Origin of the sequence: Streptomyces sp. SP18CS02, from assembly GCF_036322365.1 — a bacterium.
Lineage (GTDB): Bacteria > Actinomycetota > Actinomycetes > Streptomycetales > Streptomycetaceae > Streptomyces.
In genome coordinates this window covers 48,759-74,726 of sequence record NZ_JAQYXC010000295.1, presented here as the reverse complement: position 1 = coordinate 74,726, position 25,968 = coordinate 48,759, and the positions used below count along the sequence as shown (strand labels likewise).

The 25,968-nt window shown below is 73.0% G+C and carries 27 protein-coding genes; 8 read left to right on the top strand and 19 right to left on the bottom strand.

Translation table 11 applies throughout. The features are described 5' to 3' along the window. Positions 1-51: 51 nt before the first annotated feature. Entirely contained in the window at positions 52-540 is a 489-nt protein-coding gene (locus PUR26_RS27115; RefSeq protein WP_329876094.1) for a hypothetical protein, read from the top strand. 117 nt (positions 541-657) lie between these two features. Here the strand turns inward: PUR26_RS27115 and PUR26_RS27110 are convergent, their stop codons facing one another. The 4 genes from PUR26_RS27110 to PUR26_RS27095 all read right to left on the bottom strand — a co-directional run bounded on the left by PUR26_RS27110 (position 658) and on the right by PUR26_RS27095 (position 5,031). Then, positions 658-1,782 (bottom strand): GuaB3 family IMP dehydrogenase-related protein, encoded by a 1,125-nt coding sequence (locus PUR26_RS27110; protein WP_329876092.1) that lies wholly within the window; start codon positions 1,780-1,782, stop codon positions 658-660. Positions 1,783-1,897: 115 nt separating this feature from the next. After that, positions 1,898-3,400 (bottom strand): IMP dehydrogenase, encoded by a 1,503-nt coding sequence (gene guaB, locus PUR26_RS27105; protein ID WP_329876090.1) that lies wholly within the window; start codon positions 3,398-3,400, stop codon positions 1,898-1,900. A 198-nt stretch (positions 3,401-3,598) separates the two neighbouring features. Continuing rightward, entirely contained in the window at positions 3,599-4,186 is a 588-nt protein-coding gene (locus PUR26_RS27100) for a sigma-70 family RNA polymerase sigma factor (protein ID WP_329876087.1), read from the bottom strand. Between the two features lie 233 nt (positions 4,187-4,419). Continuing rightward, a complete protein-coding gene (locus tag PUR26_RS27095) occupies positions 4,420-5,031 on the bottom strand; it encodes a response regulator transcription factor (protein WP_003948568.1) in 612 nt (203 codons plus the stop codon). Positions 5,032-5,422: 391 nt separating this feature from the next. On the opposite strand from PUR26_RS27095, the gene PUR26_RS27090 reads away from it, so the two are divergent. Beyond that, positions 5,423-5,740: a WhiB family transcriptional regulator gene (locus PUR26_RS27090; RefSeq protein ID WP_329876085.1), complete on the top strand. Its 318-nt coding sequence runs from the start codon at positions 5,423-5,425 to the stop codon at positions 5,738-5,740. Positions 5,741-6,205: 465 nt separating this feature from the next. Here the strand turns inward: PUR26_RS27090 and PUR26_RS27085 are convergent, their stop codons facing one another. After that, a complete protein-coding gene (locus tag PUR26_RS27085; RefSeq protein WP_329876082.1) occupies positions 6,206-7,153 on the bottom strand; it encodes a LysR family transcriptional regulator in 948 nt (315 codons plus the stop codon). 81 nt (positions 7,154-7,234) lie between these two features. Here PUR26_RS27085 and PUR26_RS27080 point away from each other — a divergent pair, with 81 nt between their 5' ends. The 3 genes from PUR26_RS27080 to PUR26_RS27070 all read left to right on the top strand — a co-directional run bounded on the left by PUR26_RS27080 (position 7,235) and on the right by PUR26_RS27070 (position 10,000). Continuing rightward, positions 7,235-7,915: an MOSC domain-containing protein gene (locus PUR26_RS27080; RefSeq protein ID WP_329876080.1), complete on the top strand. Its 681-nt coding sequence runs from the start codon at positions 7,235-7,237 to the stop codon at positions 7,913-7,915. Between the two features lie 171 nt (positions 7,916-8,086). Next, positions 8,087-8,860 carry an SDR family NAD(P)-dependent oxidoreductase gene (locus tag PUR26_RS27075; protein WP_329876078.1) on the top strand — a complete coding sequence of 258 codons (774 nt, stop codon included), beginning with the start codon at positions 8,087-8,089 and terminating at the stop codon, positions 8,858-8,860. 111 nt (positions 8,861-8,971) lie between these two features. After that, the gene (locus PUR26_RS27070) at positions 8,972-10,000 is read left to right on the top strand and encodes a hydroxyacid dehydrogenase (RefSeq protein WP_329876076.1); all 1,029 of its coding nucleotides are present in this window, start codon (positions 8,972-8,974) and stop codon (positions 9,998-10,000) included. A 200-nt stretch (positions 10,001-10,200) separates the two neighbouring features. Here the strand turns inward: PUR26_RS27070 and groL are convergent, their stop codons facing one another. Together groL and groES are read right to left on the bottom strand one after the other, a co-directional pair. After that, on the bottom strand, positions 10,201-11,829 hold the full coding sequence (gene groL, locus PUR26_RS27065) for a chaperonin GroEL (RefSeq protein WP_329876075.1): 1,629 nt from the start codon (positions 11,827-11,829) through the stop codon (positions 10,201-10,203). 114 nt (positions 11,830-11,943) lie between these two features. Next, positions 11,944-12,252: a co-chaperone GroES gene (gene groES / locus PUR26_RS27060; RefSeq protein WP_017239619.1), complete on the bottom strand. Its 309-nt coding sequence runs from the start codon at positions 12,250-12,252 to the stop codon at positions 11,944-11,946. Between the two features lie 272 nt (positions 12,253-12,524). Here groES and PUR26_RS27055 point away from each other — a divergent pair, with 272 nt between their 5' ends. Continuing rightward, a complete protein-coding gene (locus tag PUR26_RS27055; RefSeq protein WP_329876073.1) occupies positions 12,525-12,971 on the top strand; it encodes a DUF6234 family protein in 447 nt (148 codons plus the stop codon). 328 nt (positions 12,972-13,299) lie between these two features. Here the strand turns inward: PUR26_RS27055 and PUR26_RS27050 are convergent, their stop codons facing one another. Then, on the bottom strand, positions 13,300-14,400 hold the full coding sequence (locus PUR26_RS27050) for a polysaccharide deacetylase family protein (RefSeq protein ID WP_443077182.1): 1,101 nt from the start codon (positions 14,398-14,400) through the stop codon (positions 13,300-13,302). 91 nt (positions 14,401-14,491) lie between these two features. Between PUR26_RS27050 and PUR26_RS27045 the strand changes: the two genes are divergently transcribed. Further along, entirely contained in the window at positions 14,492-15,670 is a 1,179-nt protein-coding gene (locus tag PUR26_RS27045) for a THUMP-like domain-containing protein (protein ID WP_443077181.1), read from the top strand. A 78-nt stretch (positions 15,671-15,748) separates the two neighbouring features. On the opposite strand, the gene PUR26_RS27040 is transcribed toward PUR26_RS27045, so the two are convergent. The 6 genes from PUR26_RS27040 to tsaB all read right to left on the bottom strand — a co-directional run bounded on the left by PUR26_RS27040 (position 15,749) and on the right by tsaB (position 20,118). Continuing rightward, positions 15,749-16,411 carry a hypothetical protein gene (locus PUR26_RS27040; RefSeq protein WP_329876069.1) on the bottom strand — a complete coding sequence of 221 codons (663 nt, stop codon included), beginning with the start codon at positions 16,409-16,411 and terminating at the stop codon, positions 15,749-15,751. 108 nt (positions 16,412-16,519) lie between these two features. Continuing rightward, positions 16,520-17,392 (bottom strand): polysaccharide deacetylase family protein, encoded by an 873-nt coding sequence (locus PUR26_RS27035; RefSeq protein ID WP_329876067.1) that lies wholly within the window; start codon positions 17,390-17,392, stop codon positions 16,520-16,522. Positions 17,393-17,461: 69 nt separating this feature from the next. Beyond that, the gene (locus PUR26_RS27030; RefSeq protein WP_329876065.1) at positions 17,462-17,716 is read right to left on the bottom strand and encodes a hypothetical protein; all 255 of its coding nucleotides are present in this window, start codon (positions 17,714-17,716) and stop codon (positions 17,462-17,464) included. Then, a complete protein-coding gene (tsaD, locus tag PUR26_RS27025; protein ID WP_329876063.1) occupies positions 17,713-18,825 on the bottom strand; it encodes a tRNA (adenosine(37)-N6)-threonylcarbamoyltransferase complex transferase subunit TsaD in 1,113 nt (370 codons plus the stop codon). The genes PUR26_RS27030 and tsaD overlap by 4 nt, the downstream gene beginning before the upstream one ends. Then, entirely contained in the window at positions 18,818-19,291 is a 474-nt protein-coding gene (gene rimI / locus PUR26_RS27020; RefSeq protein WP_443077200.1) for a ribosomal protein S18-alanine N-acetyltransferase, read from the bottom strand. Before rimI ends, tsaD begins: the two co-directional genes overlap by 8 nt. Before the next feature lie 173 nt (positions 19,292-19,464). Further along, positions 19,465-20,118, bottom strand: coding sequence for a tRNA (adenosine(37)-N6)-threonylcarbamoyltransferase complex dimerization subunit type 1 TsaB (gene tsaB / locus PUR26_RS27015; RefSeq protein WP_329876059.1), 654 nt, complete (start codon positions 20,116-20,118; stop codon positions 19,465-19,467). A gap of 101 nt (positions 20,119-20,219) precedes the next feature. Here tsaB and PUR26_RS27010 point away from each other — a divergent pair, with 101 nt between their 5' ends. After that, on the top strand, positions 20,220-20,783 hold the full coding sequence (locus PUR26_RS27010) for a hypothetical protein (protein ID WP_329876057.1): 564 nt from the start codon (positions 20,220-20,222) through the stop codon (positions 20,781-20,783). Between the two features lie 133 nt (positions 20,784-20,916). Here PUR26_RS27010 and PUR26_RS27005 read toward each other — a convergent pair whose 3' ends face one another. The 5 genes from PUR26_RS27005 to PUR26_RS26985 form a co-directional block, all read right to left on the bottom strand. After that, positions 20,917-21,123, bottom strand: coding sequence for a hypothetical protein (locus PUR26_RS27005; RefSeq protein ID WP_329876055.1), 207 nt, complete (start codon positions 21,121-21,123; stop codon positions 20,917-20,919). Positions 21,124-21,268: 145 nt separating this feature from the next. Then, a complete protein-coding gene (gene tsaE, locus PUR26_RS27000; protein ID WP_329876053.1) occupies positions 21,269-21,832 on the bottom strand; it encodes a tRNA (adenosine(37)-N6)-threonylcarbamoyltransferase complex ATPase subunit type 1 TsaE in 564 nt (187 codons plus the stop codon). Then, on the bottom strand, positions 21,792-23,030 hold the full coding sequence (locus PUR26_RS26995) for an alpha/beta fold hydrolase (RefSeq protein WP_329876051.1): 1,239 nt from the start codon (positions 23,028-23,030) through the stop codon (positions 21,792-21,794). The genes tsaE and PUR26_RS26995 overlap by 41 nt, the downstream gene beginning before the upstream one ends. A gap of 98 nt (positions 23,031-23,128) precedes the next feature. After that, on the bottom strand, positions 23,129-24,376 hold the full coding sequence (alr, locus tag PUR26_RS26990) for an alanine racemase (protein WP_329876049.1): 1,248 nt from the start codon (positions 24,374-24,376) through the stop codon (positions 23,129-23,131). A gap of 160 nt (positions 24,377-24,536) precedes the next feature. Continuing rightward, positions 24,537-25,964: an NAD(P)H-hydrate dehydratase gene (locus PUR26_RS26985; protein WP_329876048.1), complete on the bottom strand. Its 1,428-nt coding sequence runs from the start codon at positions 25,962-25,964 to the stop codon at positions 24,537-24,539. Between the last annotated feature and the right edge of the window lie 4 nt (positions 25,965-25,968).

Sequence of the window (25,968 nt, the reverse complement as noted above, 5' to 3'; positions counted from 1 at the left end):
GCACAGACGTGCGACTCGATCGTGTCACCGTCCCAGGGGGGATCCTTCAGCATGTCCCAGTCCGTTCCGCCGCCCGGCAACCCGTTCGCCGACGGCCCCGCCACCCCGTACCCGGCGGCCCCCGCCCCCGCTCCCGCGCGCGACAACGTCGTCCTCGGCCTGCTGGCCGCGCTGGTGGCCGCCCTCGTCGCCGCGGGCGCGTACGGCGCGATCGGCGGCGCCATCGAGCGTGAGATCGGGTACGCCGCCGTCGGTGTCGGCTTCCTCGTGGGCTTCGTCGCCGCCAAGGCGGGCGGCCGCAGTCCCGCACTGCCCGTGATCGCCGCCGTCCTCTCGATCGGCGCCGTCTACCTCGGCCAGATCGTCGCCATCGCGGTCGTCCTCAGCGAGCTCGCCGGCGGCTCCGTCACCGACATCCTCCTGGAGGACTTCGGCACGCTGATCGACGTCTGGAAGGAAGCGGCGGACGTGATGACGTACGTCTTCCTCGCCATCGCCGCGGTCACCGCCTTCGCGGGCGCCAAGAAGGCCGACGCGTAACCACCGGGCGTACGCCGAAGGGGCCCGCACCGGGTGGTGCGGGCCCCTTCGGCGTACGGCGTTCCACGGTGCGCCCCGCCCGGCCGGCCGCTCGGGGCGGCCGGGCCGGGGGCCGGGTCAGCGCTTGTGCTGCGCGTCCGCGACCGTCACCTCGACGCGCTGGAACTCCTTGAGCTCGCTGTAGCCCGTCGTCGCCATCGCCCGGCGCAGCGCGCCGAAGAAGTTCATCGACCCGTCCGGCGAGTGCGACGGCCCGGCGAGGATCTCCTCGGTCGTGCCGACGATGCCGAGGTCGACCAGCTTGCCGCGCGGCACGTCCTCGTGGACGGCCTCCATGCCCCAGTGGTGGCCCTTGCCCGGCGCGTCCGTCGCCCGCGCCAGCGGGGAGCCGATCATCACCGAGTCGGCGCCGCACGCGATCGCCTTGGGGAGGTCACCGGACCAGCCCACGCCACCGTCCGCGATGACGTGCACGTACCGGCCGCCGGACTCGTCCATGTAGTCCCGGCGGGCGGCGGCGACATCCGCCACGGCCGTGGCCATCGGGACCTGGATGCCCAGCACGTTGCGGGTGGTGTGCGCGGCGCCGCCGCCGAAGCCGACCAGCACACCGGCCGCGCCCGTGCGCATCAGGTGCAGGGCGGCGGTGTACGTGGCGCAGCCGCCGACGATGACCGGAACGTCCAGCTCGTAGATGAACTGCTTGAGGTTGAGCGGCTCGGCCGCGCCGGAGACGTGCTCGGCGGAGACGGTCGTACCCCGGATGACGAAGATGTCGACCCCGGCGTCCACGACGGCCTTGGAGAACTGGGCCGTGCGCTGCGGCGAGAGCGCGGCGGCGGTGACCACGCCCGAGTCACGCACCTCCTTGATGCGCTGCCCGATCAGCTCCTCCTTGATCGGGGCCGCGTAGATCTCCTGCAGACGGCGGGTCGCGGCGGCCTCGTCCAGCTCGGTGATCTCGTCGAGCAGCGGCTGCGGGTCCTCGTACCGGGTCCACAGTCCTTCGAGGTTCAGCACCCCGAGTCCGCCCAGCTCGCCGATGCGGATCGCGGTCTGCGGGGAGACCACCGAATCCATGGGAGCGGCCAGGAACGGCAGCTCGAAGCGGTAGGCGTCGATCTGCCAGGCGATCGAGACCTCCTTCGGGTCCCGGGTGCGCCGGCTGGGGACGACGGCGATGTCGTCGAACGCGTACGCCCTGCGGCCGCGCTTGCCGCGCCCGATCTCGATCTCAGTCACGATGTGTGGCCTTTCCCTCTACGTCTGCGCCTACCAGTATCCCCGACACACGTGTGAGGGGCGGTCCCGGTGAACCCCCGGACCGCCCCTCACACGCGTCACGCGCGTGTGCGCGCTACTTCCTGCTGTAGTTCGGCGCCTCGACCGTCATCTGGATGTCGTGCGGGTGGCTCTCCTTGAGACCCGCCGACGTGATCCGTACGAACCGGCCGTTCGCCTGGAGCTCCGGAACGGTACGCCCGCCGACGTAGAACATCGACTGGCGCAGGCCCCCCACCAGCTGGTGGACGACCGCGGAGAGCGGGCCGCGGTAGGGCACCTGGCCCTCGATGCCCTCGGGCACCAGCTTCTCGTCGGAGGCGACGCCCTCCTGGAAGTACCGGTCCTTGGAGAAGGAGCGCTGCTCACCACGGGTCTGCATCGCGCCCAGCGAGCCCATGCCGCGGTACGACTTGAACTGCTTGCCGTTGATGAAGAGCAGCTCGCCCGGGGACTCCTCGCAGCCCGCGAGCAGCGAGCCGAGCATCACCGTGTCGGCGCCGGCCACCAGGGCCTTGGCGATGTCCCCGGAGTACTGCAGACCGCCGTCGCCGATGACCGGGACTCCGGCCTCCTTGGCGGCGAGGGAGGCCTCGTAGATGGCGGTGACCTGCGGGACGCCGATGCCGGCGACGACGCGGGTGGTGCAGATGGAGCCGGGACCGACGCCGACCTTGATGCCGTCGACGCCCGCGTCGATGAGCGCCTGGGCGCCGTCGCGGGTGGCGATGTTGCCGCCGATGACATCGACCGGGGCATTGGACTTGATCTTGGCGACCATGTCGCCGACCAGCTTGGAGTGGCCGTGCGCGGTGTCGACGACGATGAAGTCGACGCCCGCCTCGACCAGGGCCTGGGCGCGCTCGTAGGCGTCGCCCGCCACGCCGACGGCGGCGCCGACGAGCAGCCGGCCGCCCTTGTCCTTCGCCGCGTTGGGGTACTTCTCCGCCTTGACGAAGTCCTTGACGGTGATGAGGCCCTTGAGGATCCCCGCGTCGTCGACGAGCGGAAGCTTCTCGATCTTGTGGCGGCGCAGCAGCTCCATGGCGTCGACGCCGGAGATGCCCACCTTGCCGGTGACCAGCGGCATCGGCGTCATGACCTCGCGGACCTGACGGCTGCGGTCGGTCTCGAACGCCATGTCGCGGTTGGTGACGATGCCCAGCAGCTTGCCCGCCGGGTCGGTGACCGGCACGCCGCTGATGCGGAACTTGGCGCAGATGGCGTCGGCCTCGCCCAGCGTGGCGTCGGGGTGGACCGTGATCGGGTCGGACACCATGCCCGACTCGGAGCGCTTCACCAGGTCGACCTGGTTGGCCTGGTCGGCGATGGAGAGGTTGCGGTGCAGCACACCGACACCACCCTGCCGCGCCATGGCGATCGCCATGCGCGACTCGGTGACCTTGTCCATCGCGGCCGAGAGCAGCGGGATGTTCACCCGTACGTTCTTGGAGATGTACGAGGCAGTGTCGATCTGGTCGGGCGCCATGTCGGACGCGCCCGGCAGGAGCAGCACGTCGTCGTAGGTCAGCCCGAGTGTCGCGAATTTTCCGGGCACTCCGTCGACGTTGGCAGTCATGACACCTTCCCCAAATGGCCTTGATCGGTGCGGATGTCCATGCTAACGGGCTTCGGCCGTGTCTCATTCCACGAGCAAGATCACCCGCAAGCTTTGTACGTTCACACGTACGGCCCCGTTCTCCTCCACCCATACGTACGCGGACGACGCGGCGTTCGCGTCAGCACGGGTGGTGCGGCCCCCGGGCGGGGGCGCGACTCACTGTTCGGCGAGCGCCCGCAGCCGGCTGAGGGCCCTGTGCTGCGCGACGCGCACCGCCCCCGGGGACATGCCCAGCATCTGGCCGGTCTCCTCGGCGGTCAGGCCGACCGCGACCCGGAGCACGAGCAGTTCGCGCTGGTTCTCCGGGAGGTTGGCCAGCAGTTTCTTGGCCCACTCCGCGTCGTCGCTGAGCAGCGCCCGCTCCTCCGGTCCCAGCGAGTCGTCGGGCCGCTCCGGCATCTCGTCGGACGGCACGGCGGTGGACCCCGGGTGCCGCATGGCGGCCCGCTGGAGGTCCGCGACCTTGTGTCCGGCGATGGCGAAGACGAACGCCTCGAACGGCCTGCCGGTGTCCCGGTAGCGGGGCAGCGCCATCAGCACCGCGACGCAGACCTCCTGGGCGAGGTCCTCGACGAAGTGCCGGGCGTCACCGGGCAGCCGGTTCAGCCGCGTGCGGCAGTAGCGCAGGGCCAGGGGGTGGACATGGGCCAGAAGGTCGTGCGTCGCCTGCTCGTCACCGTCGACGGCACGGTGAACGAGTGCGCCGATGGGCCCGCGGGCAGGCACCGCCTCGTCGTCGCGCATCGGACCATGGTGCCTTGACGTCTCCCGGTCCGTGGCACCGCGCTCATAGTTGTGCACCGAAGCGTTATGAGCAGGCGCGCCGGATGTCATCTCCGTCGCCCTCCCCTCCCGCTCGATCGACTCGTCCCCGAGGAACTCCACATCTCAAGGATGCGGCATCGCGCGGGAAACGGATATCGGGCCTCCGTCGCCCCGTCCGCCGGGGGGCGGACGGGGAACCGAACGGTCACGCCCTAGCGCACCAGACCCCAGCGGAATCCGAGCGCGACCGCGTGCGCCCGGTCCGAGGCGCCCAGCTTCTTGAAGAGCCGCCTGGCGTGCGTCTTCACCGTGTCCTCGGACAGGAAGAGCTCACGGCCGATCTCCGCGTTGGAGCGTCCGTGGCTCATGCCTTCGAGCACCTGGATCTCCCGCGCGGTGAGCGTGGGCGCGGCGCCCATCTCGGCCGAGCGCAGGCGCCTGGGCGCGAGCCGCCAGGTGGGGTCGGCGAGCGCCTGGGTCACCGTGGCCCGCAGTTCGGCGCGCGAGGCGTCCTTGTGCAGATAGCCGCGGGCCCCGGCGGCGACGGCGAGCGCGACACCGTCCAGGTCCTCGGCGACGGTGAGCATGATGATGCGGGCGCCGGGGTCCGCGGAGAGCAGCCGGCGGACGGTCTCCACGCCGCCCAGTCCGGGCATGCGTACGTCCATCAGAATCAGGTCCGAGCGGTCCGCGCCCCAGCGGCGGAGGACTTCCTCGCCGTTGGCCGCGGTCGTCACGCGCTCCACGCCGGGCACAGTCGCGACGGCGCGGCGGAGCGCTTCTCGGGCAAGCGGGGAGTCGTCGCAGACGAGGACGGATGTCATGGCCGTCCTCCGCAGCTGATGCGCGTCACCTTGAGCCTCCAGGCTGGTTACGTATCGTCACCTGTGCGGTTGACACCCCCGGACGCCTGCCCGAGCGCTTGTTCTCTTCAACCGCATCCGCACTCTCAACGACGGTCACTCGAAAGAGTTACGGGTACGCCCTCCCCCTTCAGCACTCTACGTGAGGGAGCGCGTACGGAGCAGAGCGACGCAGGTCACCGTTGGTTCACTCAGAGCTATGCCCCATTTAGCGGCTCTTGCTTCACTTTGTCGGTGTCTGTGGCTAGATTCGCAATGAGTCATATTTACATCTACTTAGACAGTAGTTGTACGGTCGAGGTTGTATCAGCCCAGCCATCCACCCAGAACCGGTTTCAAGGGGACAAGCGCTATGGCAGATTTCTCCCGCCTTCCCGGACCCAACGCCGACCTGTGGGACTGGCAGCTGCTCGCGGCCTGCCGGGGGGTCGACAGTTCGCTCTTCTTCCACCCCGAGGGAGAGCGCGGCGCGGCACGGAGCGCGCGCGAGAACTCGGCGAAAGAGGTCTGCATGCGGTGCCCGGTTCGCGCCGAGTGCGCGGCCCACGCACTCGCGGTACGGGAGCCCTACGGCGTATGGGGCGGCCTTACCGAGGACGAGCGCGAGGAGCTCATGGGGCGGGCGCGCACCCGCCTGATCACGGCGCCGTCGGCGACCGCACACGCATGAAGGAACGTTTCTGCACATCTGTACAAAGCGTGCGGCGCCGAGGGGCCGGCAGGCGGCCCCGTGAGGCGTCGAGGTGGGCTGCGTCGCGCCCGAGCCTCGGGGAGCCGCGCCGAGCCGCGTGACCGCGGAGCCGCACTGAGCCACTGAGCCGCGCCGTGCGCCGTGGACGCAGTGGGCTGCCCTGCGCCGTGCGCCTCGACGGCGGGCTGTCATGCCCCTGCGCCGTACGCATCGGACGCCGGTCGGTGGCGCTGGAACGCGCCGTACGCCTCGACCCCGTCATGCGCCCCGAACGCCGGTCGGTGGCCCTGGGACGCGCCGTGCCGGCGGGAACCGAGTGTCGCCGCCGGGCCCCGGGCCGGAGTGCCGGGCGCCTCGGGCGCCGTCGGTTCCCTGTGCCCCGGAGCCATGCCCCGTCGGCGGCGCCCCCGCCGCGACGGCCCCCGACGGCGGCCGTGAGGGCGGTCAGCCGACGTCGCCGCCGGACGGCCGGGTGAGGGGTCGGGGTCCGGAGGGGTTCTGGTCCCGCGTGGCCGCGCGGGTGAGTTCGTCGAGGGTCGCCGCGACCGCCGGGACCTTCGCCAGGTCCGGCAGGGTCAGCGCCACGATCTCCCGCTCCACGGCCGGCTCCACGGCCACCGTCCGGGCGCCCCGGGGACGTACCGACTCGATGGCCAGCTCGGGGAGGACCGCGACGCCCAGGCCGGCACCCACCAGGCCGACCACCGCCGGATAGTCGTCCGTCGCGAAGTCGATGCGGGGCGTGAAGCCCGCGCTCTCGCACACCTCCACCAGCTGGCGCCGGCAGCGCGGACAGCCCGCGATCCAGGACTCTTCGGCCAGCTCGCCGATGGCCACCGAGCCCGCGCCCGCGAGCCGGTGCGCCTCGGGCACCAGGCCGACCAGGCGGTCGGTGAGCAGGGGGCGTACCACCAGGTCGTCCCACTCGGCGGCGTTCGGGCCGTAGCGGAAGGCCAGCGCCACGTCGCAGTCGCCCTCGCGCAGCATCTCGACCGAACGCGGCGGTTCGGCCTCGACCAGGGACACCCGGGTGCCGGGGTGGGCCGCGCGGAGGGCGGCGAGGGCGGTGGGGACCAGGACGGAGCTGCCACTGGGGAAGGAGACCAGTCGGACGCGGCCCGCCCGCAGGCCCGCGATGGCGGCGATCTCCTCCTCGGCGGCGGTCAGTCCGGCGAGGATCCCGGAGGCGTGGCGCACCAGGGCCTCGCCGGCCTGGGTCAGGCGCATCTCCCGGCCGGTGCGGATCAGCAGCGGGGTGCCCGCGGAGCCCTCCAGCGCCTTCATCTGCTGGCTGACGGCGGGCTGGGTGCAGCCGAGTTCGCGCGCGGCCGCGGAGAAGGAGCCGGTGGCGGCCACGGCACGCAGGACGCGGAGATGACGGGCTTCGATCACTTCACAAATATAAGTCCGCCTTGGGAGCGAGATGACATATGCGCTGGATCCTTTGAGGGGGGTCGGGTTAGCGTGCCGCTCATGAAGGTTCTGACCGTGAACGTGGGACGGCCGAAGGCCGTCGAGTACACCGATGCGCCCAGTGGCACCACCGGCATCGACAAGCAGCCCACCGATCAGGCCGTGTGGGTGTCGGACCCGGGGCCGAAGGGCCAGGGGGCCAGCGGGGTGGCGGGGGACGCGGTCTGCGACCTGCGGCACCACGGAGGCTCCGACCAGGCCGTGTACGCCTTCGCCCGCGAGGACCTGGACCACTGGGAGAGCGAGCTGGGACGGCCGATCGGCAACGGCGCGTTCGGCGAGAACCTGACCACCTCCGGCATCGACATGAGCAGCGTGCTGATCGGAGAGCGCTGGCGGATCGGTTCGGGCGGCCCGGTGCTGGAGGTCACCACCGGCCGCATCCCCTGCCGGACGTTCGCGAGCTGGCTCGGCCAGACCGGCTGGGTCCGGCGCTTCACCCGGCACGCCGTCACCGGCGCGTACCTCCGGGTCATCGAGCCCGGGGAGATCCGCTCGGGTGATCCGGTCGGGCTGGTGCACCGGCCGGACCATGACGTCACCGTCGAGATGGCGTTCCGTGCCGAGACCATCCAGCGCGATCTGCTGCCGCGCGTGCTGGCCGCGGGCGAGGCGCTCCACCCCGAACTGCGGGCGGCGGCGCTCAAGTACACCGCCGCACAGGAGCGCACCCCCTCGTAGGGGCATGCCCGCGCGGAGAAGGCGGAGCGGCGGATCCGCCCCGGCGGGCGGGTTGGTCGGCCGGAACGGGCCGGAACCGACCGGGTATGAGGACAGGGCGGACAGGGCGTACGGGGTGGATGGGGCGGGTGGGTACGCCCTGCGCCCCGTCGGGGCACTAACGTGCCGCGTATGACGACTGCACTGATCACGGGCGCGACAGCGGGAATCGGGGCCGCCTTCGCGCGGCGGCTGGCGGCGGACGGCCGCGACCTGGTGCTCGTGGCCCGCGATGTGAAACGGCTTCGCGAACAGGCCACCGAACTGCACGACCGGCACGGGATCGAGGCGGAGGTGCTGGCCGCGGACCTGTCGCTGGAGGAGGGCATCGCGGCGGTGGAGGCCCGGCTGTCGGACCCGAAGCGGCCGGTGGACCTGCTGGTGAACAACGCCGGGTTCGGCAACAAGGGCCGGTTCCTGGAAGTCTCCATGGCCGACGAGCTGACCATGCTGAAGGTGCACTGCGAGGCGGTGCTGCGGCTGACGGCGGCGGCGGCCGGGGCGATGCGCGAGCGGGGCCGCGGCGGGGTGGTCAACGTCGCCTCCGTGGCGGCCTTCGTGCCGCGCGGCACGTACGGGGCCTCGAAGTCGTGGGTCGTGCAGTTCACCCAGGGTGCGGCCCGGGACCTCGCCGGCAGCGGGGTGCGCCTGATGGCGCTGTGCCCGGGCTTCGTACGGACGGAGTTCCACGAGCGGGCCGGAATGGGAACGGACAACATCCCCGGCTGGATGTGGCTGGACGCCGACAAGCTGGTGGCCGAGGCGCTGAACGACCTCGCGCGGGGCAAGACCCTGTCCGTCCCCGACCCCCGCTACAAGGCCCTGATGGGTGTGGTGAAGCTGGCTCCGCGCAGCCTGCTCGGCGGGGTGAGCTCCAAGGCGGGCCGCAAGTACGGGCCGAAGTGACGCCGCCGAAGGCGGCCCGTGACCCCCTGTCGTCGCCTTCGTCTCCCCGCGGCGGCGCCGGAAGGCCGGCCTGACCGCCGGCGGCCTGAAACGAGGAGCCCGGAAGCCACCATGCGCCACGCCACCGACAACCGGCCGTCCGTCCTGCTCGCGATGGCACCCGGCATCGCCGAGCGGCTGTTCACCGACGCGCACCGCGCCCGCCTCACCGCGCTGTCCCGCACCGATCCGCACCTGGTGGCCCACGACCTGGCCGCTCCCACGCCCCGTACCACCGCCGCGCTCGCCGAGGCGGAGGTGCTGCTGACCTGCTGGGGAGCGACCCCGCTCACCCCGGCCGTTCTCGACCGCGCCCCGCGGCTGCGGGCCGTGATCCACGCCGCCGGCTCCGTCAGGCACCACGTCACCGAGGCCTGCTGGCAGCGGGACATCGCGGTGACCTCGGCGGCCGGGGCCAACGCGCTGCCGGTCGCCGAGTTCACGCTCGCCGCGATCCTGCTGTCCGGCAAGCGCGTCCTGGGCGCGGCACGGCGGTACGCCGAACTGCGCGCCGGCCACGACTGGCAGCGTGAACTCGCCATGGCCGGCAACTTCCGGCGCACCGTCGGCATCGTCGGCGCGTCCCGCATCGGCCGCCGGGTCATCGAGCTCCTGCGCCCCTTCGACCTGCGGGTCCTGCTGTACGACCCGTATGTGACGGCCGAGGAGGCCGCCGCGCTCGGCGCCGTACCGACCACGCTGGACGACCTCTGCGCCCGCGCCGACATCGTCTCGGTGCACGCCCCGCAGCTCCCCGCCACGCACCACATGATCGGCGCCGCGCGGCTGGCGCTCATGGCGGACGGCGCGACGCTCATCAACACCTCGCGCGGCTCCCTGGTCGACGAGGCGGCCCTGCTCCCGCATCTGACGGCGGGTCGCCTGCACGCGGTCCTGGACGTCACCGACCCGGAGCTCCCGCCGCCCGGGTCCCCGCTGTACGACCTGCCCAACGTCCTGCTGACCCCGCACATCGCGGGCTCACTCGGCAACGAGCTCCACCGCATGACGGACCACGCGCTGGACGAGCTGGAGCGGTACGGGCGTGGCCTGCCGTTCGCGGATCCGGTGTCCCCGGAGGAACTGTCCCGCTCTGCCTGACGCGCGAAGGCCCGGCGCACGGACCCACGCGAGGACCCACGCACGGACCCACGTGAGGACTCGTGCACCGGAGGGACCGTGCGCCGAACGGACCGGCCGGGACGACGAGAACGGCCGGGGCCCGGTGCCCCCGGGAAGGGGACACCGGGCCTCGGCCGTGGACCGTCAGCCGTACCGGCTGCCGGTCAGGAGCCCGTTGCTCAGTGGGAGTGGCCGTGACCGTGGCCGTGGCCCGCGTCCGCCGGCTCCTCTTCCTTCTTCTCCACGACGAGGGTCTCGGTGGTGAGGAGGAGGGAGGCGATGGAGGCGGCGTTCTCCAGGGCCGAGCGGGTGACCTTGACCGGGTCGATGACGCCGGCCTTCACCAGGTCGCCGTACTCGCCGGACGCGGCGTTGAAGCCCTGGCCCTTGTCGAGCTCCGCCACCTTCGCGGTGATGACGTAGCCCTCGAGGCCGGCGTTCTCGGCGATCCAGCGCAGCGGCTCGACGGCGGCGCGGCGGACGACCGCCACACCGGTGGCCTCGTCGCCGGTCTTGCCGAGGTTGCCCTCGAGCACCTTGACGGCGTGGACCAGAGCGGAGCCACCACCGGAGACGATGCCCTCCTCGACCGCGGCGCGGGTCGCGGAGATGGCGTCCTCCAGACGGTGCTTCTTCTCCTTCAGCTCCACCTCGGTGGCGGCGCCGACCTTGATCACGCACACGCCGCCGGCCAGCTTCGCGAGGCGCTCCTGGAGCTTCTCGCGGTCCCAGTCGGAGTCCGTGGACTCGATCTCGGCCTTGATCTGGTTGACCCGGCCCGTGACGTCGTCGGTGTTGCCCTTGCCGTCGACGATGACCGTCTCGTCCTTGGTGACCGTGACGCGGCGGGCGGAGCCCAGCACGTCCAGACCGGCCTGGTCGAGCTTGAGGCCGACCTCCTCGGCGATGACGGTGGCGCCGGTGAGGGCGGCCATGTCGCCGAGCATCGCCTTGCGGCGGTCACCGAAGCCGGGGGCCTTCACCGCGACCGCGTTGAAGGTGCCGCGGATCTTGTTGACGACCAGGGTCGACAGGGCCTCGCCCTCGACGTCCTCGGCGATGATCAGCAGCGGCTTGGAGCCACCCGACTGGATGACCTTCTCCAGCAGCGGGAGCAGGTCCTGGATCGAGGAGATCTTGCCCTGGTGGATCAGGATGTACGGGTCGTCGAGGACGGCCTCCATACGCTCCTGGTCGGTCACCATGTACGGGGACAGGTAGCCCTTGTCGAAGGCCATGCCCTCGGTGAAGTCGAGCTCCAGGCCGAAGGTGTTGGACTCCTCGACGGTGATGACACCGTCCTTGCCGACCTTGTCCATCGCCTCGGCGATGAGCTCGCCGACCTGCTGGTCCTGCGCGGAGAGCGCGGCCACGGCGGCGATGTCGGACTTGTCCTCGATCGGGCGGGCGGTCGCGAGGAGCTCGTCGGAGACGGCCTTGACCGCGGCGTCGATGCCCTTCTTCAGGGCGGCCGGGGAGGCGCCCGCGGCGACGTTGCGCAGACCCTCGCGGACCAGCGCCTGGGCCAGGACGGTGGCGGTGGTGGTGCCGTCACCCGCGATGTCGTTGGTCTTGGTCGCCACCTCCTTCACCAGCTGGGCGCCGAGGTTCTCGTACGGGTCGTCGAGCTCGACCTCACGGGCGATCGTGACACCGTCGTTGGTGATGGTGGGGGCGCCGAACTTCTTGTCGATGACGACGTTGCGGCCCTTGGGGCCGATCGTCACCTTGACCGTGTCGGCAAGCTTGTTGACGCCGCGCTCAAGGGCGCGACGGGCGTCCTCGTCGAACTTCAGGATCTTCGCCATGGGAGCGATTCAGCCCTCTCGGAAACTCGGTGAACGAACCGCGCCCCCAGCCTCCCGGCAGTGTCAGCGGGGGCCAGGGGCGCGGATCAAAGCAAAAACGGGTGAAGCAGGTGATTACTTCTCGACGATCGCGAGCACGTCGCGAGCCGAGAGGACGAGGTACTCCTCGCCGTTGTACTTCACCTCGGTGCCGCCGTACTTGCTGTACAGCACGATGTCGCCGGTCTTGACGTCGAGCGGCAGGCGCTCGCCGTTCTCGAAGCGGCCCGGGCCCACGGCCAGGACGACGCCCTCCTGGGGCTTCTCCTTGGCGGTGTCCGGAATGACCAGGCCAGAGGCGGTGGTCTGCTCGGCGTCGAGCGGCTGGACCACAATGCGGTCCTCGAGCGGCTTGATGGCAACCTTGGAGCTGGTGGTCGTCACGATCCGACCTCCCCCTTCGGAGATCTCACGGGGTTAACTGTCTGAGGTGGCGACCAGGTGGATCCGTCGTCGCGGGTGCCGGACCTGCCCGTCGCTGTGTTGGCACTCTCCGGTGGGGAGTGCCAGACCTGAGACTATGACTGCGATTAGCACTCGGTCAAGCGGAGTGCCAATTCCCCTCGTGGCGTCGGATCCGACGCGGTTCGATCTCGATACGGGAAACCCCGGGAAACACCGTCGTGGACCCGCTGATTCCGTACGACCGTACGGAGATGACTTCCCCCCAGAACCGCACCCGCGGCGGCGAGTCGGCACCCAGCGGCTGCGCCGACGTCATGCTGGGCCTGCTGCTGTTCGCCCTGGACGCCGGAATCGCGCTCCTCATCGCCTTCGGCCTCGCGATGCGCGGCTGGGGACGGCAGCTGGACCTCGGTTCCTCGGGCCGCCCGCCCGCGATGGACTGGGCACCGACGCTCTGGCTGGGTGGGCTCACGCTGGCCGTCACCCTCGTCGCCGTGGCGCTGGCGCGCGGGAAGTGGCCCTGGGCGGCCGGGTTCCAGTTCCTCGCGGCCGCGTTCCTGTGCGTGGTGACGCTCCTCGCGACCCATACGGAGTGGGAGCACACGCATCCGGAGCCGGCGCCCGGCCGGCCGCCGGCGCCATCGGTGGGGTGCCGCAGCGGCGGCGACAACAGCGAGTGCGCGGACATCGGCGGCTGAGCACCGGCTCCGGCCGGGGGCCGGTCACGGCCTCAGAGGCCGGGATTCCGGCCAGGACTCCGACGAGGGCTCCGGCCGGGACTCCGGGGAGACCGTGTTGTCCACGATCACCGCGACCGGGACTCCGGGCGGGACTCCGGGACGGGTCTGGGCCGGGGCCGCGGGCGGGACACCGGCGCGGGGGCGCTCTCCCGCGGGCCGATCCGCTGTGCCGCCTTCCGCCCCAGCCGTTCGATCGGATCCATGGGCGTGGTGCACCCGGAGCAGGCGAGCAGCGCAGCGGCCGCCAGCAGCGCGGCCCGCGCGGCCGGCGGCCGTTGCGCCCGGCTCATACGTAGTCCTCCAGCCTGGCCACCGCGTAGCCCTTGGCCGTGATGGTGTTCAGGGCGCGCCTGATCATGTCCGCCATGCTGCCCTTCCAGTCCCCCCGGCCCCTGAAGTGCGTGAGGACGATGTCGCCGGGATGCAGGTCCCGGTCCCATTCGCGCCACTCCATGTGGTCCGGGAACACCTCGGCGGACCACAGGGGCACCGCCTTGACCCCGCACGACTGGGCGGCGCGCAGGGTGTCCCGGTTGTAGTTGCCGTAGGGGGGACGGAAGAGCCGGGGCCGCTTGCCGTACCGCTTCTCGATGATCTCCTGCTGGCCGCAGATCTCGTGCTTCTGCTCCGCGTAGGAGAGGGCCGGCATGTAGCGGTGGTTGAGGGTGTGGTTCTGCAGGGCGACGCCCCGCGCCTGCATGCGTTCGAAGTAGCCGTAGTCGTCCTTGATCAGGTAGTCGCTGAGGAAGGCGCTGTAGGGGACGTCCAGTTCGGTCATCATCCTCAGCAGCTCGGGGTCCTTCTCCGCGCCGTCGTCGATGGTGAGGAAGACGATCCGCTCCTTGGTCGGGACGGTCGTGAAGACGGGGGGCAGGCTGGGGTCACCGGCCTCGAAGCCCTTGCGGAAGGTGATCTCGGGTTTCTCGGCCGGCGGCGGGGGCGCGACCAGCGGGGTGCGGGCCAGGCCCCACTTCCGGGCGGCGGCGGCCCGCGCGGTGTGTGCCCGCTTCACCTTCTCGACGTACGCGCCGAGGGCGGCCGCCGCGCCGGGCTGCACGAGCCCGGGCTGCTGCGGCCGCTCGACGGGCCGTCGCGGCTGGCCGGGCGCGGGCCCGACCCCGGCCCCGGGGGACCGGACGCCGCCCGACGCCGAAGCGCCGGAGGACGGAGGTCCGGAGGCCGGGGGGCCGGAAGCCGGAGGACCCGACGCGGGGGTGCCGGACGGCGGAGTGCCGGGCGGCCGGCCGCCGGGGGGTGCGCCGGCGCCGGCGCCGTTGCCGGGCTCCGCCGCACAGCCGGACGCGAGGGCGACGGCCAGCGCGGCGGCGAGAGCCGCCACCCGTGACCGCCTTCCGCACAATTGGTGTTTTTGTCGTACTAGCTGCATGGCTTCGCATCCTGGCAGCGCCACGCCCACGCACCCGGCCGACACCGCCACCTGACGCGCACCATCCCCCGCCTGGCCCACAATGGGCCGGGTGACCGATCTCGCCGCCTTCTCCGCGCTCCTCACCGACGAGGGCAGGACCCTGCTCACCGCCCTGCGCGACTACGACCCGGCCCAGGAACTCGCGGTCGCCTCCCGGCTGCGCCGCGAGCACCCGGCCGAGCTGGTCACAGCGGCGCTCGGGCAGGCCAGGCTGCGTCAGCGGGCGGTCGCGAAGTTCGGCGAGCAGGACGCGTACCGGATGTACTTCACGCCGGGCGGCGTCGAGCAGTCCACCCGCAGGACGGTGGCCGAGCACCGGGCCGCGGCCTTCGCCGGCCTCGGCGTGCGCAGCGTCGCGGACCTGTGCAGCGGCATCGGCGGCGACGCGATCGCGCTCGCCCGCGCCGGGATCTCGGTCCTCGCCGTCGACCGGGACCCACTGACCGCGGAGGTCGCCCGCGCGAACGCCGGGGCGCTGGGGCTGGCCGGGCTGATCGAGGTGCGCTGCGCCGACGTCACGGACATCGACACCTCCCCCTACGACGCGGTCTTCGTCGACCCCGCACGGCGGGGCGGCCGGGGCCGGATCTTCGACCCGGAGGCGTACTCCCCGCCCCTGTCCTGGGCGATCGAGGCGGCGCGCAAGGCCCCGCACGCGGCGCTGAAGATCGCCCCGGGCATCCCGCACGAGGTGATCCCGGACGTCGCCGAGGCCGAGTGGATCTCGGACGGCGGCGACGTGAAGGAGGCCGTTCTCTGGTTCGGTACGCGCCCCGGGACGGTCCGCGCGACCCTCCTGCCGGCGGGTGACGCCCTCGCCACGGCCGCCCCGCTGCCCGACCCGCCGGTACGGCCGGTCGGCCGCTACCTGTACGAGCCCGACGGCGCCGTGATCCGCGCGCACCTGGTCGCGGAGGTCGCCAGGGAGCTCGACGGCGGGCTGGTCGACGGGACGATCGCGTACATCACGGCGGACGAGCTGCGCCCGACGCCGTACGCCACCGCCTACGAGATCACCGACGAACTCCCCTTCAGCCTCAAGAAGCTGAAGGCCCTGCTCCGTGAGCGCGAGGTGGGCATCCTGACGGTGAAGAAGCGCGGTTCGGCGGTGGAACCGGAGGAGCTGCGCCGCAAGGTGAAGCCGAAGGGCCGGAACTCCGCCACGGTCTTCCTCACGCGTGTCGCGGGAGCCCCGACCATGCTGATCGGGCGCCCGGCAGCGCGGTGAGGCCGACGGCCGCGTCATGACCGACGCCGCCCGCTGACGGCCGGGCCCGCCTGACGGAAGCCACGCCCCGCCCTGCCGTCAGCGGGCGGCGTCGCCCCGGGGAGCCGCCGTCGCGGACGGGACGGGCGGCAACAGCCGGATCACCAGCCGGTAGTGGCCCACGGCCTTGGTCACGCCGATCAGGCCCACGATCCAGAAGATGAGCCCGGCGCCCATGAAGTAGGTGACCTCGCCGTACCCGGTCTCGCCGGGGCGGGCGGACGCCGGCACGGTGAACGAGATCCACAGGCCGAGCGCGCACAGCAGGAACGACAGCAACAGCCACACCAGGCTCATCCCCGGCGCCCGGAGCCGGGCGTCGTGGGCCGGGGAGCGGTCCAGCACCGCCCACCGCGCGAACACCTCGCGCAGCCGCCGGTCCTGGCGCACCCCGCGGGCCACGACGAAGACGGCCGGGACCATGACGGACAGACCGGCGCAGACCCCGATGGCGACGAAGAGGACGGAGAACACGTCCACGACGCCGTCGAGAGAGACGAGGCCACCCCCGACGAAGGCCCAGCCCACGTGCAGCGCCGCCAGCATCAGCAGGAACAGGGTCAGCCGCTTCCCGCCCAGCAGACGGTCGTTCAGCTCGCCCATGGCCAGGGACCGGTCGGCGAGCAGCGCGGCACGGTCGGGCCAGGTCCGCAGGTGCGCGGGAGGAGGCGGAGGAGGGGGAGGGGAATCACGGCGGGACATGGATCGAGGTTACGGTCTCCCGCCCGTCCCCCGGCCGCCGGAGCGGGGCCGGGGGACGGGGTCCGCGGCCAGAGCCGGACCGTCGTACGGGGGCTCCGGCGCGGGCCGTCAGACGTAGTCCTCCAGCCGGGCGACCGTGAAGCCCTGTTCCTGTATGCGGCGCAGCATGTTCGCCGTCATCTCGGTCATCGACGTGCCCTTGAGGTCGGCGGGGCCCCGGAAGTGGGCCAGGATGATGTCGCCGGGGTGGAGCTTCTTGTCGCCACGCTGGTACTGCATGTTGGTGATCTGCATCGACTCGCGCCACAGCACGATCGCCTCGACACCGCACCGGCCGGCTGCGGCGCGGGTGTCCTCGTTCCAGTTGCCGTAGGGAGGGCGCAGGAGGCGCGGGGTGGTGCCGTACTCCTCGGCGAGCCTGGTCTGCTGACCGCAGATCTCCCGCTGCTGGGCACTCGCGTCCAGGGTACGGAGGTTGGGGTGGCCGAGGGTGTGGTTGGCGACGCCGTTGCCCAGCTCCGCCAGCCGCTCGAAGTAGCCGTAGTCGCTCTTGATGGCGGCGTCGGTGAGGAACATCGTGAAGGGGACCTTGAGGTCCCGCATCATCTCGACGAACTCGGGATCCTTCTCGGCACCGTCGTCGAAGGTGACGAAGACGATCTTGTCCTTGGTGGGTATGTCGCTGATGACCGGCACCTGGCCCGCGCCGGTTCCGACCGGTTTGACCGCGGGGGGTGCGGGCGGCGGGGCGAACGGCTTGAGGCCCCACTTCTCGTAGGCAGCGGCGGCGGCCTGCTCGGGACCCCCGCCGGCAGACCCCTTCCCCTTCCCGCCACCGGCCCCGCCCGGAGCCCCGGGGGACGCGGCGGGCTCGGCCGACGGACGGGCGGGAGAGGCCGTGCTCTCCGTACTGCAGCCCGCTATCAGCCCCGATATGAGCAGAGCGGCGACCGCCGCCGCTCCCGCGCTTCTCTTCCGCACCGTGCAACCCCATGTTCGAACGCCTGATCAGCCGTACTGCTTGACGGCTCGATCGGGCGCGAGGTTGCGTCAGGTGCCGTGGGACTCGAACCGCCAGCGGTGCACGGCGCGCACGACCAGGCCGGCGGCAGGTTCGGGGAGCTCGGGCAGCCCGGCATCGTACGGGGCGTCCCACCAGGTCATCACCAGGACCCGGTCCTGCGGCGCGGTGAAGGTCTCCCGGCGCAGCGGGCGCTCCGGGAGCTCCTGGGCACGGGCCCACTCCAGCAGCTCCGCGCCCCTGCCCGGCTCCGCACGGGCCTCCCACATCAGGGTGACCGTCACGAGTACAGGTTCTCCTTGCTGATCTCGTGCACGTGGTCGTGGTCGTGGCCGTGGCCGTGCCCGGGCACGTGGGGGTCCGCCACCGGCAGGGAGGAGTCGGCCGACAGCTCCCAGTCGGAGGCCGGCCGGTTGCGGGCCACCATCTCGGCGCCCAGCGCCGCGACCATCGCGCCGTTGTCGGTGCACAGCCCGGGCCTCGGCACGCGCAGCCGGATACCGGCCCGTTCGCACCGCTCCTGCGCCATCGCACGCAACCGCGAGTTGGCGGCCACGCCGCCGCCGATCATCAGATGGTCGACGCCCTCGTCCTTGCAGGCCCGCACGGCCTTGCGGGTCAGGACGTCGACGACCGCCTCCTGGAAGGACGCCGCCACATCCCGTACCGGCACCTCCTCGCCGGCGTTGCGCTTCGCCTCGATCCAGCGGGCCACGGCGGTCTTCAGGCCGGAGAAGGAGAAGTCGTACGCCGGGTCACGCGGCCCGCTCAGGCCCCGCGGGAAGGCGATGGCCGCCGGGTCGCCCTCCTTGGCCAGCCGGTCGATCACCGGCCCGCCGGGGAAGCCCAGGTTCAGCACGCGCGCGATCTTGTCGAACGCCTCGCCCGCCGCGTCGTCGATCGTCGCCCCCATCGGCCGCACGTCGGCGGTGATGTCCGGCGCCAGCAGCAGCGACGAGTGCCCGCCGCTCACCAGCAGCGCCATCGTCGGCTCGGGCAGCGGCCCGTGCTCCAGCTGGTCCACGCAGATGTGCGAGGCGAGGTGGTTGACGCCGTACAGCGGCTTGTTCAGGGCGTACGCGTACGCCTTCGCCGCCGAGACCCCGACGAGGAGCGCGCCCGCGAGCCCCGGTCCCGCCGTGACGGCGATGCCGTCCAGGTCGCGGGCGGAGACGCCGGCCTGCTTCAGCGCGCGCTCGATGGTCGGGACCATCGCCTCCAGGTGCGCGCGCGAGGCGATCTCGGGCACGACGCCCCCGAACCGGGCGTGCGTGTCGACACTCGACGCGATGGCGTCCGCGAGCAGGGTCGTCCCGCGGACGATCCCGACGCCCGTCTCGTCGCATGAGGTCTCGATGCCGAGTACGAGCGGCTCGTCGCGTGAGTCAGCCATGACTGTCAGTTCCTTGAGTCTCGGTTCCTTGTACGTGCAGGCGCATGACCAGTGCGTCGATGTTGCCCGGCTGGTAGTAGCCGCGACGGAAGCCGATCGGCTCGAAGCCGAAGCGCTCGTACAGCTTCTGGGCCCGGGTGTTGTCCACCCGCACTTCGAGCAGCACCTCGTCGCACTCGAAGGCGGTGGCGTGCTGGAGCAGGTCGGTCAGGAGCCGGGCGCCGAGCCCCGTGCCCCACTGGTCGCGCGCGACGGCGATGGTCTGGACGTCGCCCAGCCCGCCGGCCGCGGCGAGCCCCGCGTAGCCGACGAGGCGCCCGCCGGCCTCCGCGACGACATAGCGGCGGGTGGCCCGGGGCCCGCGCGCGTGGGCCAGCTCCGACCAGAACATCCCCTCCGACCAGGCGTCGTCGGGGAACAGCTCGTCCTCCAGCGCCAGCACCGGCCCGATGTCCCACCAGCGCATCTCGCGCAGTGCGGTGACGGTCACGGCGTCCCCCGAGGTCCCGGAGGCCCCAGGGGTCACGGCGTCCCCAGAGGGCCCAGGGGCTCCAGGGGTCACGGCGACCCCCGAGGGCCCAGGGGCTCCAGGAGTCCCCGAGGGCTCGGCGTGTCCGGCGCTTCCGGCGGTCGCGTCGGTCACTTCGGGGTGACCACCTTGTAGTTCTTCGGGACCTGCGCGTCCGGCCTCCGCAGATAGAGCGGGCGCGGCTCGGGGAAGTCCTCCCCGGCCCGGATCCGCTCCGCTGCCAGCGCGGCGAGCGCGGCCGCCGACTGGTGCTCGGGGTCGCGGGCGTCCGGGAACACCTCGGCGTACAGCCGTGCCCCGGCCCCGACGGCGGGGAGTCCGGCCACCTGGTCCGCGATGTCGGCGGGGCGGTCCACGGAGGGCTCGCCGACCCGGGTGCGGGCGTTGTCGTAACGCGCCCAGTAGACCTCCTTGCGGCGCGCGTCGGTCGCCACCACGAACGGCTCGTCGATGCCGGAGGCGTACGCGAGTCCGTCGAGGGTGCACAGGCCGTGCACGGGCACGGAGAGCGCGGAGGCGAAGGTCGCGGCCGTCACCAGGCCGACCCTCAGTCCCGTGTACGGGCCGGGGCCGATGCCGACGACGACACCCGTCACGGCGTCGATCTTCAGACCGGCCTCCTGGAGCACCCGGTCGACGGCGGGCAGCAGCAGCTCCCCGTGGCGCCGGGCGTCGACCTGACTCGACCGGGCGACGACGGATTCCCCGTCGTGGAGGGCGACGGTGACGGCGGGCGTGGCGGTATCCATGGCGAGCAAGAGCACGCAAACAGCCTACGGCTCCGCGCGTGGAGGCACGGCGCCCCGTGGCGTCCACGCCCTGCTGCTAACGTCACACCGATACGTTCGTACGAGAGGTGGGCAGTGTGGCTAGGAGCAGCTCGGGATTCGTGGCCGGGCTCACCGCGGCAGCGGTCGCGGCGGTCTGCTTCCTCGCCTACCAGGCGTCGGCCACGGCTCCCGCCGACCTCTCCGCGGAGCCGGCCAGGCCCGCGGCGTCACCGACCGCTCCGGCGCCGGGCGGCGTGAAGCCGCCGGTCAAGGAGGTGCCGACCCCTCCGAAGCAGTCGGGCGCGGGCGCCCGGGTGGTGTATTCGCTCGGGGAGCGGCGGGTCTGGCTGGTCGACGCGAAGGACAAGGTGACGCGCACCTTCGCGGTGATGCCGAGCACCGTCCATCCCAAACCCGGCTCCTACACGGTCACGTCCCGCGCGGGCAGCGTCCCGGGCTCGGACGGCGTACGGATCGAACATGTGGTGCGGTTCACCAGCGTCGACGGCGTGACGATCGGGTTCAGCGCCGCCGTGGACGGCTCGATGGCCACCCCCGACCCGGCGCGCAGGACGGGCGGCATCCGTATGAAGCCCGAGGACGGCGACATGATGTGGACGGTCGCGACGATCAACTCGAAGGTCGTCGTCGTCCCGTGACGCGCGGCTCCCGGCGGGCGGCGCCCGGCCGGGGACTCCGACGGCCCGGGCCGTCCCGCCCGCCGTGGACGGCGGTGGCGCCGCCCCCCGCCTGCCCGTGAGCCCCCCGGCCTCCGGGGCGGCGGAAGGCGCTCTACGCGGCCTCGGGCCGGGCGTCCCGTTCCTCCGCGGCCGGCTCGTCGGTGATGTCCTCGGCCGGGGCCTGGGCCGCGGGCAGCCTCGGCGGGGTCGACACGGCGGTGGCGGCGGCGCACGCGGCGAGCAGGTCCCGCATCGGTACGTCCGACGGCTGACGGGGCTGCGAACGCGGCAGGGGCGCCTCGCGCTTCGGCGTCGGCATGGTTGCCTCCTGTGGCTCCGGGGGCATGCGTGGTTAGGTAGACCTAACCAAGTGCTGGTCTCCATGTGACCACGCCGTGGAGGTACGACGCAACATCGTTGCCGACGTCTTGTCGGAATCTACCGCCGCCGGGGCTGCCGCCGGCTCAGCGCAACGCCAGTTCCACACCCGCCCAGCGCTTCCCGAGCCCCGTCAGGGTCACCACCCGGCGGTCGTCGTCCGTCGAGCCGACGACCCGGTCGATCACCACGTGCAGCCGGTCGTCCGACAGGTCCTCCACCTTGCCGTCGCCCCACTCCACGACGACGACCGACTCGGGCAGCGAGACGTCGAGGTCGAGGTCCTCCATCTCGTCGAGGCCGCCGCCCAGCCGGTAGGCGTCCACGTGGACGAGCGCGGGTCCGCCGGTCAGGGAGGGGTGGACGCGCGCGATGACGAAGGTGGGCGAGGTCACCGCCCCGCGGACGCCCAGGCCCTCGCCGAGCCCGCGCGTGAGGGTGGTCTTGCCGGCGCCGAGCTCACCGGTGAGCATCACCAGGTCGCCGGGGCGCAGCAGAGCGGCGAGCGCGCGGCCCAGGTCCCGCATCTCGTCGGGCGAGTGGAGGGTCAGGCGGGCCGTGGCCTCGGCGGCCGGGCCGTCGGCGGGGACGGGCGTGGGGACGGCGGTCTCAGTGGCCGGGCTGTGCGGCGGATCGAGCGGTGCTTCCATACGTGCCAACGTTAGCGGCTGGCGGGACCGCCCCGACCTTCACCAGCAGGTCCGCCAGCCGGTCGGTGACCGCCTCCGGGTGCTCCAGCATCACCAGGTGGCCGCTGTCCGGGACGATGACGAGCTCGGCGTCCGGGAGCATGTCGGCGATCGCCTCGGTGTGCGAGCTGGGCGTGACGAGGTCCTGGTCGCCGGCGAGCGCCAGCACCGGCACCTCGGCGAAGATGTTCAGCGCCTCCGCCTTGTCGTGCTCGGTGAACGCCGGGTAGAACTCCGCGACCACGTCGATGGGCGTCCCCTCGATCATCCGCTCCGCGAACCGGGCGATCGCGGGGTCCACGTCCTTCGAGCTGAACGAGTAGCGCTTGATGAGCCCCGCGAAGAGGTCCGCCGTGGCCCGCCGGCCGCGCTCCACCAGTTCGGCCTGGGAGCCGAGGGCCCGCAGCACGCCGGGCAGGACACGCCGTACCGCGTTGACCCCGGCCACGGGGAGGCCGTAGTTGACCTCGCCGAGCTTGCCGCAGGAGGTGCCGACGAAGGCGACGCCCACCACCCGCTCGCGGATCAGCTCGGGATACTGGTCCGCCAGGGCCATCACCGTCATGCCGCCCATCGAGTGCCCCACCAGCACCAGGGGGCCGTCCGGGGCGGCCGCGTCGACGACCGCCTTGAGGTCGCGGCCCAGCTGGTCGATGGAGACCGCGACGGCGTCCGGTCCGGCCTGGGCGATGCCGCGCGCGGAGCGGCCGTGGCTGCGCTGGTCCCAGTGCACGGTGCGCACCAGTCCGCGCAGGGCGGCACGCTGGAAGTGCCAGGCGTCCTGGTTGAGGCAGTAGCCGTGGCTGAAGACGACGGTGACGGGGGCCGGGGTCCGGTGCCCGAAGAGCCGGCGCCGCCGGGGCGCGCTGCTGTCCGCCTCGACCTCGTCGACCTCGTAGTAGAGCTCCGTGCCGTCGTCGGCGAGCGCCTTGCCCGGGGTGCCGCGCAGGGATCCGTACGGGCCGGCGGCGTCCAGCGCGAGCCGGGCCTTCCTGCGCATGCCGCGGCCCACGGTGAGCCGCTCGACGGCGACGCCGGCCGCCGCACCGGCCGCGATCACACCGACCGCGGCGCCGGCGAGGCCGGCGAGACGCCAGTTGCCGGCCGCGGCCTCCGTCACGGCCCCCACCGCCGCCTCCCCCGCACTGGTGTCACTCACTGGGCGCTCCCCTGGCTGGTGATCGGCTCTGACGGTCCGACCGGTCGGTGCCTGTCCTACTACTGGCCGGTAAGGGTCCTACCCGGTCGTTGTCCGTTCTACCGGTTCTCCCGGTCGCCGTCCGTTCCCACGGTCCCCGGGGTACCCGCCGGACGGCTTCCGAGGCCCGTCCGCCACTCCGCCTCCGAATCCGCCTCCGAATCCACGTTCCTGTAGACGCGTGGTACCCGGGATCCGATCCGTGTCACGATCTCGTACGCGATCGTGTCCGCCGCCCGCGCCCAGTCCTCGGCGGTCGGCTCGCCGTCGTCCCCCGGCCCGAACAGCACGGCCTCGGCCCCCGGAGGAACGGTGTCGCCGTCGAGGTCGACGACGAACTGGTCCATCGCGACCCGTCCCGCCACCGTGCGCACCTTGTCCCCCACCAGCACGGGGCCGCGCCCGGACGCGTGGCGCGGGACGCCGTCGGCGTAGCCGAGCGGCACGAGGCCCAGGGTCGTCGGGCGCGGGGTGATGTAGTGGTGACCGTAGCTCACGCCGTGTCCCGCCGGGGCCTGTTTCACCAGGGCGAGACTGCCGGAGAGCCGCATGACGGGCCGCAGGCCGAAGTCGGCGGGCGTGCCGATCCCGGGGCTGGGCGACACGCCGTACATCGCGATGCCGGGCCGTACGAGGTCGAAGTGCGCGTCCGGGAGGGTCAGGGTCGCGGGCGAGTTGGCGATGTGCCGTACCTCGGGCTCGACGCCCGCCTCCTCGGCGTAGGCCAGCATCTCGCGGAACGACTCCAGCTGGGCGGCGATGGAGGGGTGGCCGGGCTCGTCGGCGCAGGCGAAGTGCGACCAGAGGCCGGTCACCCGGACCGCTCCGTCGGCCTGGGCCTTGAGGGCCTCGCCGACGAGCTCGGGCCAGTCGGCGGGCTGGCAGCCGTTGCGGCCGAGTCCGGTGTCGGCCTTGAGCTGTACGCGGGCGGTCCGCCCGGCCCCTCGGGCCGCCGCGACGACCTCGCGCAGGGCCCACATGCCGCTGACGGACATGTCCAGCCCGGCTTCGACGCCCTCGCGCCACGGGTCTCCCGGCGTCCACAGCCAGCACAGGATCCGGCCCTCGACGCCGGCGGCGCGCAGCGCGAGCGCCTCGTGCGGCGTGGCGGTCCCGAGCCAGGTGGCCCCGGCCGCGAGCGCGGCGCGGGCGCAGGGCACGGCCCCGTGGCCGTACGCGTCGGCCTTCACCACGCCCATCACCTGGGCGTGCGGAGCGACACGGGCGCGCAGCGCGCGCACGTTGGCGCGCAGCGCGCCGAGGTCGATCTCGGCGCGGGCGCGGAGGGTCTGCGGTGTCTCACTCATCCCGCCCAGTGTCTCAGGTACCCCCCTCCCCCTCCGCCAGGCGGGTTCGCGTCCGCCCGTACGGCAACCGGCCGCCCAGCCCCGCCGGGGGGCGGCGACCGGCGGACGGCAGGCGGCCGGCCCCGACCGCCGGCCCGGACCCCGGCCCCCCGGCCCCGCCTCAGTCCCGCACGTCCCGCCACGCGTCCGGGAGCGCCGCCGCCACGTCGTGCGCGGCGATGGGGGCGTCACGGGACGCGCGGCGGGCGGCCAGGCCGTGCAGATAGGCGCCGGCCGAAGCGGCGTCGCGGGGCGCGAGGCCCGCCGCCAGCAGGGAGCCGGTCAGCCCCGACAGGACGTCCCCGCTCCCCGCGGTGGCCAGCCAGGACGTGCCGGTCGGGTTCACCCGTACCGGCGTGCCGCGCGCCGGCCCGGCGACCAGCGTCGTCGAGCCCTTGAGCAGCACGGTCGCCCCGAAGCGGGCCGCCAGCTCCCGCACCGCGTCCAGCCGGCCCGCCTCGACCTCCTCGCGCGCCACGCCCAGCAGCGCCGCCGCCTCGCCCGCGTGCGGGGTGAGGACCGTCGGGGCGGGCCGGGCCCGCAGGACGGCCGGGTCCAGGTGCCGCAGCCCGTCCGCGTCGACCAGGACCGGTACGTCCGACTCCAGCACGTCGTCGATGCCGGGGGTGTCGCCGAGCCCCGGTCCGATCACCCAGGCCTGCACCCGCCCCGCCTTGCCCGGCGGTCCCGTGTGGACCAGCGTCTCGGGGAAGCGCGCCAGCACCGATTCGCCCGCCGGCCCCACGTACCGCACGGCCCCGGCGCCGCCCCGCAGCGCACCCGCCACGGCGAGTACCGCCGCGCCCGGGTAGCGGGCGGATCCGGCCACCAGGCCGACGACGCCCCGCCGGTACTTGTCGCTCTCGGCCACGGGCACCGGCAACAGCCGTGCCACGTCCTCGTGCTGCAGCGCCTCCAGCTCCGGGACGGACGGCAGGCGGCCGGCCAGCCCGATGTCGACGAGCCGCACGGCCCCGGCGTACTCGCGCGCGGGATCGATCAGCAGGCCCGGCTTGTACGCCCCGAAGGTCACCGTCGCGTCGGCGCGGACCGCCTCGCCCGCCACCTCGCCCGTGTCCGCGTCCACCCCGCTCGGCAGGTCGACCGCCACCACCACCGCGTCCGATCCGCGGGCCGCCCGGACCACCGGCACCGCGTCCGGCCGGAGCCCACCGCGTCCGCCGATGCCGGTGATGCCGTCCAGGACGAGGTCCGCCCCGGCCAGCACCTCGTACGGGTCCTCCGCGACCGATCCGCCGGCCCCGCGCAGCGCCGCCAGCCCGGCCTCATGGGCCCGTGGGCCGAGCGGCACCACCGACACGCCGGCCCCGCGCCGGGCCAGCCGGGCCCCCGCGTACAGCGCGTCACCGCCGTTGTCCCCGCTGCCGACGAGCAGGACCACCCGGGCGCCGTACACGCGGCCCAGCAGCCCGGCGCACACGGCGGCCAGCCCCGCGGCGGCCCGCTGCATCAGCGCGCCCTCCGGCAGCCTCGCCATCAGTTCGGCCTCGGCGGCCCGTACGGTCTCCACGCGGTAAGCGGTTCGCATACGG